Source organism: Klebsiella pneumoniae (assembly GCF_000742135.1).
GTDB lineage: Bacteria > Pseudomonadota > Gammaproteobacteria > Enterobacterales > Enterobacteriaceae > Klebsiella > Klebsiella pneumoniae.
The window spans coordinates 4,009,555-4,022,669 of the sequence record NZ_KN046818.1; the positions used below are offsets into that span (position 1 = coordinate 4,009,555).

The following is a 13,115-nucleotide window of genomic DNA, read 5'->3' on the forward strand; positions in this document are numbered from 1 at the left end:
TCCGCCCGGAGGCGGCTCATTGTGTCGCCTGCGAAGAATTCTCAAAGAGTCCGCGCAGGAACTTAACCATCGCGTTTGCAGAATCCCGCTGCTCACGGTAGCGCGCCGCTTCTCTCTGCAGGTGAAGGATCTCACCATTCCTCTGGTTGATAATGGCGCGCGCCTCTTCGAGTTGTCGTATCAGTGAGGCCTCTTCGGCAATGTTCATGCGGCCTCCGTCTTCACTACCGGCACTACGCAGCCGGGCAGCAACTCAACCGCCGGCGCCGTGCTCTGGTTCCCCCACACATCGAAACCGTGAGACGACTGGCGGGCAAAGAGCTCAATGCGCGGGACATCGCCAAGCAGCTGCACCAGTTTCTCGCGGATAACGTCCGGTTTGCGCGAGTTCTCCAGGCGCGGCGCCGTGACATGCTGGCAGATTGAGGCATCCATGCGGGCCGGTAGTTTCCCGCGCACGGCAAACAGGCAGTCTTCGCTGTTCGCCCGGGTCATATGGCCCATGCCGATCGCACTGTTCCCTTTATGCTTGTTCGTCTTGTGCCAGGTGAATCCCTTCATGGTCATCAGGCGGAACCCCCAGGCCTCCATGACTTTCAGCGCCTCTACCGGCTGAGTCGGTACCCACCACATAGCCAGAAGACAATCTTCGGCGGCGAGCTCCCATACTGGCAGCCGGCAGATATCCATAACGTTCATAACCGGATATTTGAAACCGGCGCCGCGGTCACCGTCGGCTGCCTTGTCGCGGTATGCCCATGGCGGATCGCTATAAATTAGAGTGTATTTTTTAGTTGTCATGATTTTTTCCTCAACAGCTCAGCTACGCGACGAAAAGATGAAAATGATTCGATATTTCTTGAATAATCAAGAATTCTTTGTTTTCCGGTAGGGTAAATTCGTCCTGGGTAAACTTTATCTTCAGTGCGAAACTCTAAAGTTTGTTTTATTGAGCCAATGTTTTTGCAGCTGGTAAGCTCCTTTGCTGCCATGAAACCTATTTTTTCATCCTCGATCACAACAAAGGCATAAAAATCACAATATCCACATTGAGTTGCTCGTATGCTCCCTTTTCCGGTTCTGGTGCTAAATCTGTAAACATTTTTTGACTTTCCGTAATCTCGCATACGAAGTGTTGATCTGACCTGTCCTCGCAATAACCTTCCTTCACTTTGGACAACGATGTCATATGGCAATCCCTGGTCTGACGGGAAACAAATAAACCCTTGTTTTGTTAATGAGAAAATTGCGTAATACTCACCACATTTCCCCATTTCGAGTTCATTGACATATCCATCAGTCATGCTGCCCCCTTCTTACTATTCAGTTGCTCAGCCAGGCGTTGTGCCTTCAGCGGGTTCTGGATAACCTGGCCGCCGGGCGCCAGCCAGCCACTCCGCACGGACGAATAAACCAGCGTGATACTGCCTACGCGAATGCTGTCGTGTGGGTTAGTCATAAATCACCCCGGCGGTTGCGCAGATCCCGGCATAGCATCCCTGGCGAAGCCGGTTCCCGCGGCCAATGCACTGATCGCGGCGTATAGCGATACGGGCCCGCTCAACCTCGCCAGTGGCCGCATCCATGCACTCAAGCCAGAGGCGAGCGGCCAGGCGGATACGGCGGCCAGGTACATAAACCATCCTGACCACCTTTCCCAGTACCTCGCCAGCGACGTCACGCCGCGTTACCAACCGGGCGAAATACTCGCTGCTCAACCGGAGGCTTTTTTCCAGCAAACTCCGTTGTGCCGTTCTGCTGACGTTCATCCAGCCAGCGCTCGATCTCTTCGCTGTTCCAGGCGCAGCGCTTGTCTGTGATCCAGAAACGCTTAGGGAACTCCCCGTTTTTCTCCATGCGGTCGATAGTGCTCATCGATACAGGCACCACCGCCAGCAGTTCCTTTTTGCCTAATGCACCTTTCATCGTTACCTCTCTTTTTTCAGTGCGGCGCGCCCGGCGCCGCGGTGGTGGTGTTATGCAAATTCAGGACGCATATCGTTAAGCGTCGTCATGAATCCCTGGTGGTATTCATCGCCTAACTTTTCAGCCAGTGCGTTTATTTCGTCTTCTGCCCGCTTAAAAAGCGCCTTTGCATCATCCACAGAAGGATCAAGGCTGTTCAGAATGGCGCTAGCGTATTCACGTGCTTCTTCTCGATCAGATTCAGAAACTGCTGTCATGCTCTGCTGCTCATCGTCTACGACGGAATACTCACCGGTGATAACAGCTGCGTTATCTTGGCTCAGGCCGGCTTCAGCTCGTTCATCCATCACAACCGCTTTTTGCAGTTCGATAGAAACAGGCAGGTATTTAAACAGGCGACGGATCACCGTCTTTTTGGCCATCTCGTCAAAGTGCTCCACCCACGGTCCGCTGCTTCCGGCTTTGCTCAGGGCACGAACTTTCTCAACGTCTGCCCGGCTCATAACTTCGAACTGAACGCCGCCATCTTTCAGGCGTGCAACGGCGTAAACATGCGTAAGTTCTCCTCGGTCACCGGTCTCGCAAGGTGAATGCTCGAGCGTTTCTTCCAGCCCGTATGAGTAACTGAATTTGTCGTTCGCATGGACTGTGCGCGCTGATATGCTCAGGATTTGACCTGACCGGCGGGCGAGGTCAATCATTCCTCGATAACCAATAATCAGCTGCGCTTCTGTCGATACAGTTTCCCAGCGGCCATTTACTTTCTGGCGTTTGTCGAACGGAATCAGGTATGCATGGCCAAGTGCGCCGCCTGGCTCAAGACCGAGTTGAGCACATTGCATAATCGCCCCGAGGAAGCTGGCCTGGTCACAGGCCGCCAGTTTTGGGATCTTGCGGATCTCTGTAGTAGCGATGCGCGCAAGGCGGTCGGCTGTCATGTGCTTTGGAAGAGCCAGCGCCATCTGAGCCTTAATTTTTGGATCTGCGAGCAAGCCAGCCAGAGTGGTTGGTTTATCGCTATGCTGCGCGACCTGGTTTCCTGTCGCAGCCGCCTTAAGTGCGTTGGTAGACATGTTTTCTCCTTACTTCATTCTGAATACGCGTGATGTCGTTGCTGTTTTGAATTTTTCGTAAAGGGCAGGGTGTTCTGCTTGGAATAGCTTTTGGTCAAATCGATTGCTAACCTGAGATTTCCATGTGCAGATCGGCTTACCATCCAGCGTCAGAACTGAGTTATCCTGCATATAAATCTTCAGTTTCTCTTCTGATACAGCTATTTCTGCTTCCAGCGCTTTGCAGCGTGACTTCATGTCTCTAAGGTCGTTGTATAGCGACAGAGCTTTACCGTCTGCCTCAATACTGGTACCGGCGTCCTTCTCAAACATCAGCGAAATATCGCTTACGCTGGTGGCCTCCGGCGGGTTGAGGTTTATCACCCTGTCCCAGAAGGAGACTTCTTTCTCCAGGATGGCCTGGATGGTTTCTTCGTCACGCTCAACCCGATAGATACGGAAGTCATCACCGCCGATCAGCACACCAAATACGCATACCTGTTTCCCGGTAACCATCAGCCCATGCATGGCCTGCGCCGTGTAATGCACAGGGATCGCATCTGTCTGAACCTCTCCCCATTCCTTAGCCTTGAACGGGCTAACCGTTTTGATCTCGATGTTCTCTCCGGTAGCTGCTTCTGCATCAATCTCAGCTGCGATAAAGCCGTAATCACGGTGGATGTACCGGTTCCCGCGGTGGATGATTTCGAGTCCTGTTTCTTCAGCCAGCAGGTCGATTACGTATGGCTCCATACGCTGGCCACGCGTAAACACTCTCTGTTTCCCTGGATCTATTGGCTTATTGCGTGGCTGAACTTTGTCGAGGTAAACCTCAAGCGGAGTGCGCCACGGGCTGATCCCGAGAATACCGGCGACATCACTGCCGCCGAGATACTTGGTTCTGTCCATGCTGCCAACGTTATTCATCATGCTGCGTTCCTCGCCGTATCCAGCTGGTCAGCCAGATCCCACTTGGCAATGATGCCGGTGAGTTCCCGCTGATACGCGGCCAGGCATTCTTCAAACTCAGAGCTCATCATCAGCTCTTCCAGGATCTCGCTGCGCACGCCTTTGCGCTCCAGTTCGTAGAATGGTTTTTGCAGCTGATGGAACTTGATCGCGTCGATAAGCTCGACGTGGCGCTCGTACAGCATCTGGTTAAGCTGGTAGTCGCCGTCGATGCTGTTCATGATTTTTTTCAGGTTGTTAATCTGCTGAATGTTCACTTGCTCACCCCCATATCCATTTCCGTTTTTGCTGCCAGTTTGCTGACGAATGCCCAGCTGATTGCTTCCGGCAGCGTGCGAAACTTCCAGCTCATCAGCCCGCATGCCGTAACGCAGTACCAGCCGTTAATGATTTGCCATTGCATACACACCTCACTATTACCATTTGGTAAATATCAGGGGTATGAGAAAACCACCCGGTGGTGGATTTCTGGTAATTTAACGCCCTGTTGTTACCGTTAAGGTAATAATCTGATCAATTTATGGTTGTGTCAATAGATTTGATGAGGAAAAGTTTACCATTTTGGTAAGTGCATGAGGCGCGGGGAGTTATCCCACCAGGGGGTGACAGGTAGGTTAGAGGTTACTGGTTCTGGCTGACGATGAACTTGATGAAGGCGGCGATCTTGTTTTTCTCTTCCTGCGGCAGCCCGGCGTATTCATGATGGTCATAGTCAATCAGACCAGCATTTCCAGGCGGCAGGATCAGCTCATATGCATCGCGGCCGAACGCCCTGGCGATAGCCGACAGCACGCCAATGCTGGTGGATCCTTCGCAGTTCAGGATGCGATTTACGGTCGCCTGGCCGATGCCGGCCGCTTCCGAAACCTTTTTCTCTGAGTTCAGATCCGGATGCTGTCCCATCCATACACCCAGGGTAAACGCTGCCTGCTTTTCCACACTCCATTCCTGCGGGTCGATAATCTCCGGCAGCGTCGGGGTATCTGACAGATGGTCGATATCCAGCCAGAAACGACCTTTCCCGGCGAACGACTCGATCTCGCGTGCCGCGTTAGCGCCGATATTTTTTGTCCCCTTGCTCCACCTGTTAACGAGGTTAGCTGATTTTTTTATTCTCTCGGCAAACCTGAGTTGCGTGTTATCGAAATCCTTCCGGATTATCTCGTTGAGGTTGTCGCGTCGTATGTCGTAGATGCTTTTCATTTCTATTTTTTTGGCCTGAAATTGTTACCTAACTGATTAAATTTAATAGAATATTACCATAAAGGTAAACTTACCAAAAAGGTAACAGTCATTGATTTTTACACCAGATTGGTAATAATCAGGCTGTCTAAAGTTAGTCCGGGACTAAAAAAATATGAGCGATGTGCAAAAATTTGACTTCAAACGCTGCTGGCTCGACCTCTCTCCGGCAGAGCGTGAAGAGTTCGCAAGTGACGCCGGCACGACCAGCCACTACATTCAGGTTCACCTGACTGGCCGTACAAGAATTCCACGTAAGCCTCTGTTAGAAAGACTGTTTAAAGCCTGCAAATCCCGTAAGTGGATAACCGCAAAATCCGACCTGGTCCTCTGGTTCCACGAACGTTAATCCTTAAAACTCACCCTCGCCGCCAACCACAGGCGGCTCCTGCCTCTCCCTGTGCACCAATTTGGTAACAATTATCCAAATACGGTTGATCTTTTTTTGGCTTGCTGCAAAATTACCGTAACCACAACCAGAGTGAGACAGGAACTATGGAGATCATTACTCGCGTCGAAGCGGCAAAGGCAGGACTAAAGCGCTACTACACCGGTAAGCAATGTAAGCACGGCCATGACAGTGAGCGATGGGTATACAACGGGCATTGTGTCGAATGCACCCTCGAGACTAACCGCCGCCGCCATGCTGAGATAAAACGGCTAATGCATGAGGCCTCAAGAGGTAATGCCGTGGAGGTGATCTGATGGCCCGCATTCGTACCATTAAGCCCGAGTTCTGGACCGATGAAGACATGGCAGAGGTATCAGAACCAGCCTGCTTGCTGGCTATTGGTCTGCTCAATTACGCAGATGATGAAGGCTATTTCAATGCAAACCCGAAGCTTATCAAAGCTGCAGTTTTCCCTATCCGAGAACCATCCGTTCCTATTCCGGTACTAATACGGGAGCTTTCCAACTGTGGCTATTTATCCATGTTTTCCACCCCTGATGGAAAGCATTTTGGGGTCATAACGAATTTCCTTAAACATCAGGTAGTGAATAAGCCAAAAGAAAGCAAAATCAAATGTTTACCCTTAGTACCGTATGAGTACGGTACTGATACGGTACAAGTACCATTAGGAATGGATCAGGGATCAGGGATCAGGGAAATAAAAACCCCTCTCTCTGCGCGCGAAGTAATTCAAGTCCCTCCGGTTGTCGTTGATGGTATCGGAGAGCCAATTGGCAAATTCACCATGCATGAAAACTGGAAGCCGTCAGAGGACTTTGTCATGCGCGCCAGAACATGGGGCCATGCGCTACCAGCTGACGGTTACAAGAAATCAGACCTGATCGAATTCATCACCTACTGGATGGCAGAAGGCAATGTGATGCAACACGTGCAGTGGGAGCAGAAGTTTGCCCGGCTGCTGATGAACAGGAAAAAAAGAGCGGCAGGAAAGCGCGGTGAAAGCTCTGACGATGAAGTACCACACTGGAACAGCCCTGAAGGCTGGAAGGATTTCTTATGAGTAACGTATTCGCAGCAATTCAGAATCGTGATGCCGGCGCCCTGGCTCGCATGATGGGTCCGGACAATCACCAGGCTCAGCAAGACAATGTTGTGAACATCAGCGCAGAGAGACTTGTCGATGCCCTGTTTAAACAGCTCAAGCAACTGTTTCCGGCAGCAGAGCAGACCAACCTTAAGACCGCACAGCAGGAGACCGACGCTAAGCGCCAGTGGATCGCCGCGTTCGCCGAAGGTGGTATCCGTACCCGTGAGCAGGTATCAGCAGGAATGCGCCATGCCCGTGCCAGTGAATCACCGTTCTGGCCGTCACCAGGTCAATTCATCAAGTGGTGCAAAGACAGCAAGATGGTGCTTGGCGTGAGTATCGAAGATGTGATGGGGGAGTTTCACCGCTATGCCAAGGAGAAAAGCCTACAGCCTGGCGGACCAGAACAATTCCCGTGGCGCCACCCTGTCATGTACTGGATTGTGTGCGATACCAGGCGTGCGATGTACCAGCGTCAGTTGAGTGAGATTGAGGTTGAGAAACATGCGCGTAAGCTTCTGGACGAATGGGCGTCGAAGGTCGCGGCAGGGCATCAGATACCCGATCCGATTCTGAGCATCCAGGCGAATCCAGAGCCTATAAATACCCCTCCAGACCCCGGTGGCAATACCTACCATCCGCCAGGTCGAAGTTTCGGATGTATGCCTAACGCGGCGACACTCGGAGGTATAACCCCGGCACAGTGGCTGATGGAGGAATACCGGCGAGGGAAGGCAGCAGGACTCATCAAGTAATACCGGCGCGGAAGCGCGTTTTTTTACGCCTCAATGTTTACCAAAAGGGTAATAAAATATGCGCAATACTATTGATATTGATCCGTTTATGGTTATAAATTACCAATAAGGTAAAAATCATGCGAAAGACACTACAGGCACTTGGCCGGCTTAAAGCGGGCCAGATGAACAAAACCGAAACGGCGTATGCGCAAGAGCTTGAGCTGCGTAAGCGCTACGGGGAAATCGCCTGGTACCGGTTCGAAGGCATCAAGCTGCGTCTGGCTGACAACACGTTCTACACGCCTGACTTCGCCGTGATGCTGGCAAACGGCCAGATGGAATTGCATGAGGTGAAAGGGTTCTGGACTGACGATGCCAGGGTGAAAACCAAAGTCGCAGCCGATCAGTACCCATTCAGGATCATCGGAGTAACGAAGCTCCCGGCAAAAGCCGGCGGCGGGTGGAAGGTCGAAGAGTTCTAAAACAACGATCTTCATTGATATCAATTGAATCAATAAGTTAAACGGGTAAGCGGGGGTAAGTATGGATTTTGATTTCGTGAATTACAGCCGGCGGTCACTGCTGCTGTTCGTGATGGTGGCAAACATCATTGGGTGGGTGGCAATCGTCGCCATCCTGTATGTGGCTTATCTGGCGATCGAGTGGGTGACAGCATGAACATCGAAACAGTAAACGAGCTCATCGCTTCCCTGGAGAGCGCAGGCGAGCTTTCGATCAGAGAGCAGAAGTTCCTGAAGCTGGCGAAAGCGTACCAGCAACTGGCTGCGGAGAATGTGGGGCTGAAGGCAGCATTTAGCCCGGAAGAAATTCCAGCTGAAGCTGTCGACGCGTTCATGGATACCGCCGTCATGGACCACGACTGGAATGATACTTCCGAATGGTCGTGGGTTGAGAACGAAGCCGAAGTTATCCGTGCGGTGCTGGATGCACTTAAACCAGAAACCCCCGCCACCGATCGCATCGTAGCCGGGATTAAGGCTGATGGGGTGGATGAGTTTGTCGAAAAATGCCGAGAAAAATCCAAGCAGGCCATTTCTTCAGATATCAGGGACAACTGGTGGCTTGCCGGTGAGCACGCTGATGACTTCGCCAAGCAGCTGCGCGAGGGGGCCGACAAATGAGCAAGCACCTAAAACTAACTGACGCTCAAATCTTCACGCTTCGCCGTATGTATAACGGAACACGGTATTTCATGCGCGGCGACAAACAAAAAGGTGAGCAAGATAAAATCTCCCACCGCGTTAATTGCCCCTCTATTCCGGTGCTTTTTCGTGAGGGGCTAGTGAATTGGCGTAATCCAGCGTGCAGAAAATTTGATGGCCTGTATTACAGCGTGAATTTAACCCCTTCAGGCTTCGATGCAGTCGTAGATGGAAAAACCAGCAAGGAGCGTGCCGCATGACAACTGATATCACCGCACTGGCGAAGAGCCTGAAAGCGGCGGCCAATACAACTGCCGATGCTATCGACCGCCTAAAAGCATTCCCAGGCGACGAAATAATTGACCTTTCACAGCATGAGGATGAACAGATCGACATTGATATCACAACGATCAACGAGTGGTACGAGTTATCAAGTCCTGCCAACATCCTCGCGCTGGTAGAGGTGCTGGAGAAGGCGCAGCGCTATACCGAAGAATTGCGGGAATGGAATGCTGGTCTGGCGCAGGAGTCATGCGAGCCTGTGGCGTGGATGCACAACAATAACGACATTGGCATACCAGCGATAACTGTAAGCCAAAAGGTAGGCCATTACTGGATGGCTGAATTTGAGAATGTACAACCGCTCTATCGCCACGCGCAGTCAGCGCCGGAACTGACCGCGATTGTTGATCGCCTTAACGGCAGCGGTTACGAGTATGAAGGCTGGGAAGTTACTCCGCAAAATGCTGCCGCCGTGGTCAATATTCTCCTGCAACAGCTTGATGACGCTGTACAAAGTGCAAACAGCAAGCCAGTGAAACGGGTTAACGCTGACCAGATGCAGCGAGTTTGCCTGGAGGCTAATCGTCACTTGGACAAATACGGCGCAATGGCGAGGGAAGTGAACAAGCTACTTGGGCATATCCCCGCGCAGCAGCCAGCGCCGGTAGTGATGGATGATAGAAAATTAAGGGCGCTATTTGACTCCTGGTTTGCTTCTGATTGTTCTTTTGACCTGTCCCAGGAAGCCTCAGAGGCAGATAACATCGCCTGGCGAGAATCCTACTGGTACGTATGGAAACGTTGCCGCGCCGCCATGCTCGCAGCCGCGCCGCAGTCACCCGGTAGTGAACCCGCTACCGTGCCGGGTAAATGGATTCCAGTAAGCGAGCGGATACCTGAAAAAGGGCAGGCGGTGCTTGTGTACAGGCCTAAAGCGCATGAAGGTGGCGACTCGGATGTAAGGATTGCTGTATACGGTAGACATAATTTTGAGCATGGTTTTGGTTGCTATTGGGAGCCGTCGCACTGGATGCCATTGCCAAATCCGCCTAAGGAGTAACTCATGAAATTCTTACCAGTTGTTGGTTGGGAAGGTATTTACCAGGTTAATGAGTGCGGAGATGTCATTAGTCTGCCAAGAGTGATTTTGAGGAGGGATGGAACTAAGCAGCGCTTTAATGGCGGACCGCTAAAACAATTTCTTAATACCAATGGATATTGCGTTGTTAGGCTGAGTGATGCTTCAAATGGGAGGAGGGAAATTGCAAGAGTGCATAGACTAGTTGCAGAAGCATTTCTACCGAATCCTTATGGTAAGCCCGAGGTAAATCATATAGACGGAAATAAGGCCAACCCACACCTAATAAATCTTGAATGGGTCACGCCACAGGAGAATAGAAAGCATGCATGGGAAGCAGGGCTGAGAAACAGGTCACATCTTCCGGCATATAAAGGGGAAATGCAGGCCAACTCAAAGCTAAACAACCAAAGCGTAAGTGAAATAAGGATGTTAAGGGGGTTGGGCGCCTCTTTTGGGTCGCTAGCCAAAATGTTTAACGTTTCCAAAAGAACAATTAGGAGAGTGGTTAGTGGTGAGTCGTGGTCTCATGTATCGCTGCCAGCCGCCCCGCAGGAGGTTAGTGATGCCTAAATCCCCCGCAGAACGTAAAGCCGCGCAGCGCGCGCGGCAGTCCGCCGCCGGTGAGCGTAAAATTGAACTGGTGCTGGATGAGCAGGAGCAGGAGATGCTGGCCCGTAACTGCGCCGCCCGGCGCCCTGGTCGCGATCCCTACGAAATGGCCGAGTACATCGCGTTGCTTATCCGCCAGGATGATGCCCGGGTGCGCGGCCGGATTAACGCCATCAGCAAGCGGCGCTGCGGAAAGTGCGGCGATCAACTGCCGGTGGCATCCTGCCCTTGCGCTGGTGACTCTCAGTGCTGGGCCACTCTTGGCTGGCACGAAACGAAATTAATAGTGTGACATGTCACGAGTAGATTATGCATGATGAATTTGATGTGTTTTGAATACTGCCGCCAACTATGGCGGCTTTATTTTGCATGGTACTATTACCACAACGGTAACTATTACCACGGTGGTTATGATGCCTGCTGAACCTAAAACCTATAAACGCAAATCAACGCAATTTAAGCCACTAACAGCAATGCAGGAGGCTTATTGCCAGTCATACATCAAAACGCCTGAAAACCAGACTCAGGCAGCGATTAACGCAGGATTCTCCCCAAATACAGCGGCAGTTAAAGCCAGCGTCATGATGCGCGATGAACGCATTCAAAAACGGATTGCCGAGTTGATGGAAGAGCGCAACAAACGAATGCGCGTCAGTGCTGATTACGTTCTCATGCGCCTGGTGGAGATCGACCAGATGGATGTGCTGGATATCCTGAACGATGACGGCGGGATGAAGCCGATCGCTGAATGGCCGAAGGTCTGGCGTACCTCTCTCAGTGCTATGGATATCGCTACCATCAAGACGACCCAGGCTTCTCTGCAAAAAGAGAATGGCGAGGCTGATCTCTCTGTTGAGGATGTCGAGCATATCCTGAAGAAGGTGAAATGGCCCGACAAGGTGAAGAACCTCGAGCTAATCGGTAAGCACGTCGACGTTAACGCGTTCAAAGAGCGCATGGAAGTTAACGTGAACGTCACTATCGCCGACCGCATGGCCGCCGCGCGCAAGCGCCTGAAAGAGCGCAATGGTGGTGACCAGTGACAGACGCCGATTTATCCCCGGAAGAACAGCTGATCGACGATATCGCCAGCTTCACCCATGACCCGCTTGGCTATGCGCTGTATGCGTTCCCGTGGGGTGAGGATGGCACCGAACTGGCGCACGCCTCCGGGCCGCGACAGTGGCAGGCTGACGCATTCCGCGAGATAGGCGAGCACCTGCAGAATCCCGCGACACGTCACCAGCCGCTGATGATTTCCCGCGCATCCGGCCACGGCATCGGCAAATCTGCATTCATCTCGATGCTGATTAACTGGGCCATGTCCACCTGTGAAGATTGCAAGGTGGTGGTGACCGCCAACACCGACAACCAGCTGCGCACGAAGACCTGGCCGGAAATCATCAAATGGTCGAACCTGGCTATCACGAAAGAGTGGTTCACCTGCACTGCCACCGCGATGTACAGCAACGATCCGGGCCATGACAAACGCTGGCGCGCCGATGCTATTCCATGGTCTGAGCACAACACAGAGGCGTTTGCAGGCCTGCACAACGAGCGTAAGCGCATCGTTGTGGTATTCGACGAAGCATCCAACATCGCAGATCTTGTCTGGGAGGTTGCCGAGGGCGCGCTGACGGACGAAGACACCGAAATCATCTGGGTGGCATTCGGTAACCCGACGCGCAACACTGGGCGATTCCGCGAGTGCTTCCGCAAATACAAGCATCGCTGGAAGTGCGCGCAAATCGACAGCCGCACCGTCGAAGGCACCAACAAGCAGCAGCTGCAGAAATGGGTGGACGACTACGGCGAGGACAGCGACTTTGTGAAGGTCCGCGTGCGCGGGATCTTCCCGGATGCTTCAGAGCTGCAGTTTATCCCTACCGGGCTGACTGATGAGGCGATGAAGCGTGTAGTGACCGCTGCGCAGGTGGCGCACGCCCCGCGGATAATCGGCGTCGACCCGGCTTATTCAGGCGTGGATGATGCAGTGATCTATCTCCGCCAGGGGCTGCACAGCAAAGTGCTCTGGACCGGCAACAAGACCACGGACGATCTGATTATGGCGAAGCGAATCGCCGACTTTGAGGACCAGTACCAGGCTGACGCGGTGTTTATCGACTTCGGTTACGGTACCGGGCTGAAGTCCATCGGTGACGGCTGGGGCAGAACGTGGCAGCTTGTGCCGTTCGGCGGCGCATCGGCAGACCCGCAGATGCTGAATAAGCGCGGAGAGATGTTCAACGCCTGTAAGACGTGGCTCAAGCTCGGCGGTGCGCTGGATGACCAGGAGACAGCAGACGACCTGTCCGCGGCAGAGTACAAGGTGAGGGTGGACGGCAAGATCGTCATGGAGCCGAAAGAGGATATCAAAGAGCGTTTGGGCCGGTCGCCTGGCAAGGGTGATGCGCTGCTTCTGACGTTCGCATACCCGGTGACGAAGCGTTCAGATTTCCCTGCTGCCGGCGGAAAGCAGCCCAACGTGATCAGCGAGTACGACCCGTGGGCGTAAAAAAGCCCGCTCAACGGCGGGCTGATTGTGACATGTCACG

General features: G+C 52.6%; 24 protein-coding genes and 1 pseudogene. 14 read left to right on the top strand and 11 right to left on the bottom strand.

The genetic code is table 11. The features are described 5' to 3' along the window. Nucleotides 1-16: 16 nt before the first annotated feature. From DR88_RS06720 to DR88_RS06685, 11 genes are all read right to left on the bottom strand, one after another. Entirely contained in the window at nucleotides 17-208 is a 192-nt protein-coding gene (locus DR88_RS06720; protein WP_004200579.1) for a hypothetical protein, read from the bottom strand. After that, nucleotides 205-801 (bottom strand): MT-A70 family methyltransferase, encoded by a 597-nt coding sequence (locus tag DR88_RS06715; RefSeq protein WP_025860545.1) that lies wholly within the window; start codon nucleotides 799-801, stop codon nucleotides 205-207. Before DR88_RS06715 ends, DR88_RS06720 begins: the two co-directional genes overlap by 4 nt. Continuing rightward, nucleotides 798-1,304 carry a PDDEXK-like family protein gene (locus DR88_RS28470; RefSeq protein ID WP_023285452.1) on the bottom strand — a complete coding sequence of 169 codons (507 nt, stop codon included), beginning with the start codon at nucleotides 1,302-1,304 and terminating at the stop codon, nucleotides 798-800. The genes DR88_RS06715 and DR88_RS28470 overlap by 4 nt, the downstream gene beginning before the upstream one ends. Next, nucleotides 1,301-1,459: a DUF1317 family protein gene (locus DR88_RS27430; RefSeq protein WP_025860547.1), complete on the bottom strand. Its 159-nt coding sequence runs from the start codon at nucleotides 1,457-1,459 to the stop codon at nucleotides 1,301-1,303. Before DR88_RS27430 ends, DR88_RS28470 begins: the two co-directional genes overlap by 4 nt. After that, nucleotides 1,452-1,643, bottom strand: a complete 192-nt coding sequence (locus DR88_RS06710) for a hypothetical protein (RefSeq protein WP_025860549.1) — start codon at nucleotides 1,641-1,643, stop codon at nucleotides 1,452-1,454. Before DR88_RS06710 ends, DR88_RS27430 begins: the two co-directional genes overlap by 8 nt. A gap of 34 nt (nucleotides 1,644-1,677) precedes the next feature. Continuing rightward, nucleotides 1,678-1,926 (bottom strand): helix-turn-helix transcriptional regulator, encoded by a 249-nt coding sequence (locus DR88_RS06705; protein WP_004144294.1) that lies wholly within the window; start codon nucleotides 1,924-1,926, stop codon nucleotides 1,678-1,680. 50 nt (nucleotides 1,927-1,976) lie between these two features. Then, nucleotides 1,977-2,999, bottom strand: coding sequence for a recombination protein RecT (gene recT, locus DR88_RS06700; protein ID WP_004149325.1), 1,023 nt, complete (start codon nucleotides 2,997-2,999; stop codon nucleotides 1,977-1,979). Nucleotides 3,000-3,008: 9 nt separating this feature from the next. Beyond that, nucleotides 3,009-3,908, bottom strand: a complete 900-nt coding sequence (locus tag DR88_RS06695) for a YqaJ viral recombinase family nuclease (protein WP_025860551.1) — start codon at nucleotides 3,906-3,908, stop codon at nucleotides 3,009-3,011. Beyond that, the gene (locus DR88_RS06690; RefSeq protein WP_004149323.1) at nucleotides 3,905-4,204 is read right to left on the bottom strand and encodes a hypothetical protein; all 300 of its coding nucleotides are present in this window, start codon (nucleotides 4,202-4,204) and stop codon (nucleotides 3,905-3,907) included. The genes DR88_RS06695 and DR88_RS06690 overlap by 4 nt, the downstream gene beginning before the upstream one ends. Continuing rightward, the gene (locus tag DR88_RS31030) at nucleotides 4,201-4,350 is read right to left on the bottom strand and encodes a hypothetical protein (protein ID WP_164993470.1); all 150 of its coding nucleotides are present in this window, start codon (nucleotides 4,348-4,350) and stop codon (nucleotides 4,201-4,203) included. Before DR88_RS31030 ends, DR88_RS06690 begins: the two co-directional genes overlap by 4 nt. A gap of 218 nt (nucleotides 4,351-4,568) precedes the next feature. Then, nucleotides 4,569-5,150 (bottom strand): helix-turn-helix domain-containing protein, encoded by a 582-nt coding sequence (locus DR88_RS06685; RefSeq protein ID WP_004144290.1) that lies wholly within the window; start codon nucleotides 5,148-5,150, stop codon nucleotides 4,569-4,571. Nucleotides 5,151-5,304: 154 nt separating this feature from the next. Between DR88_RS06685 and DR88_RS28475 the strand changes: the two genes are divergently transcribed. The 14 genes and pseudogenes from DR88_RS28475 (at nucleotide 5,305) to DR88_RS06645 (ending at nucleotide 13,075) form a co-directional block, all read left to right on the top strand. Beyond that, nucleotides 5,305-5,538, top strand: a complete 234-nt coding sequence (locus DR88_RS28475; protein WP_025860555.1) for a hypothetical protein — start codon at nucleotides 5,305-5,307, stop codon at nucleotides 5,536-5,538. Nucleotides 5,539-5,684: 146 nt separating this feature from the next. Next, entirely contained in the window at nucleotides 5,685-5,894 is a 210-nt protein-coding gene (locus DR88_RS06675) for a hypothetical protein (protein ID WP_023301592.1), read from the top strand. Continuing rightward, nucleotides 5,894-6,661 (top strand): DnaT-like ssDNA-binding domain-containing protein, encoded by a 768-nt coding sequence (locus tag DR88_RS06670; RefSeq protein WP_025860560.1) that lies wholly within the window; start codon nucleotides 5,894-5,896, stop codon nucleotides 6,659-6,661. The genes DR88_RS06675 and DR88_RS06670 overlap by 1 nt, the downstream gene beginning before the upstream one ends. After that, on the top strand, nucleotides 6,658-7,443 hold the full coding sequence (locus DR88_RS06665; RefSeq protein ID WP_032443965.1) for a replication protein P: 786 nt from the start codon (nucleotides 6,658-6,660) through the stop codon (nucleotides 7,441-7,443). Before DR88_RS06670 ends, DR88_RS06665 begins: the two co-directional genes overlap by 4 nt. 119 nt (nucleotides 7,444-7,562) lie before the next feature. Next, nucleotides 7,563-7,907, top strand: coding sequence for a DUF1064 domain-containing protein (locus DR88_RS06660; RefSeq protein ID WP_004197334.1), 345 nt, complete (start codon nucleotides 7,563-7,565; stop codon nucleotides 7,905-7,907). 61 nt (nucleotides 7,908-7,968) lie between these two features. Then, nucleotides 7,969-8,103 carry a hypothetical protein gene (locus tag DR88_RS31645; protein WP_255212405.1) on the top strand — a complete coding sequence of 45 codons (135 nt, stop codon included), beginning with the start codon at nucleotides 7,969-7,971 and terminating at the stop codon, nucleotides 8,101-8,103. Further along, nucleotides 8,100-8,567, top strand: a complete 468-nt coding sequence (locus DR88_RS06655; protein WP_025860564.1) for a dynein light chain family protein — start codon at nucleotides 8,100-8,102, stop codon at nucleotides 8,565-8,567. Before DR88_RS31645 ends, DR88_RS06655 begins: the two co-directional genes overlap by 4 nt. Further along, on the top strand, nucleotides 8,564-8,848 hold the full coding sequence (locus DR88_RS0126455) for a hypothetical protein (protein WP_223175068.1): 285 nt from the start codon (nucleotides 8,564-8,566) through the stop codon (nucleotides 8,846-8,848). The genes DR88_RS06655 and DR88_RS0126455 overlap by 4 nt, the downstream gene beginning before the upstream one ends. Nucleotides 8,849-9,684: 836 nt before the next feature. Next, nucleotides 9,685-9,784, top strand: a pseudogene (locus tag DR88_RS31765) (DUF551 domain-containing protein); the annotation flags it as partial. A gap of 5 nt (nucleotides 9,785-9,789) precedes the next feature. Next, nucleotides 9,790-9,930: a DUF551 domain-containing protein gene (locus DR88_RS31770; protein WP_371920578.1), complete on the top strand. Its 141-nt coding sequence runs from the start codon at nucleotides 9,790-9,792 to the stop codon at nucleotides 9,928-9,930. Between the two features lie 3 nt (nucleotides 9,931-9,933). Continuing rightward, entirely contained in the window at nucleotides 9,934-10,521 is a 588-nt protein-coding gene (locus DR88_RS27310; RefSeq protein WP_050511149.1) for an HNH endonuclease, read from the top strand. Beyond that, nucleotides 10,514-10,852, top strand: a complete 339-nt coding sequence (locus tag DR88_RS06650; RefSeq protein ID WP_025860568.1) for a hypothetical protein — start codon at nucleotides 10,514-10,516, stop codon at nucleotides 10,850-10,852. Before DR88_RS27310 ends, DR88_RS06650 begins: the two co-directional genes overlap by 8 nt. A 40-nt stretch (nucleotides 10,853-10,892) precedes the next feature. After that, on the top strand, nucleotides 10,893-11,603 hold the full coding sequence (locus DR88_RS0126470; RefSeq protein WP_025860570.1) for a terminase small subunit: 711 nt from the start codon (nucleotides 10,893-10,895) through the stop codon (nucleotides 11,601-11,603). Beyond that, on the top strand, nucleotides 11,600-13,075 hold the full coding sequence (locus DR88_RS06645; protein ID WP_004149315.1) for a hypothetical protein: 1,476 nt from the start codon (nucleotides 11,600-11,602) through the stop codon (nucleotides 13,073-13,075). The genes DR88_RS0126470 and DR88_RS06645 overlap by 4 nt, the downstream gene beginning before the upstream one ends. Nucleotides 13,076-13,115: the final 40 nt, after the last annotated feature.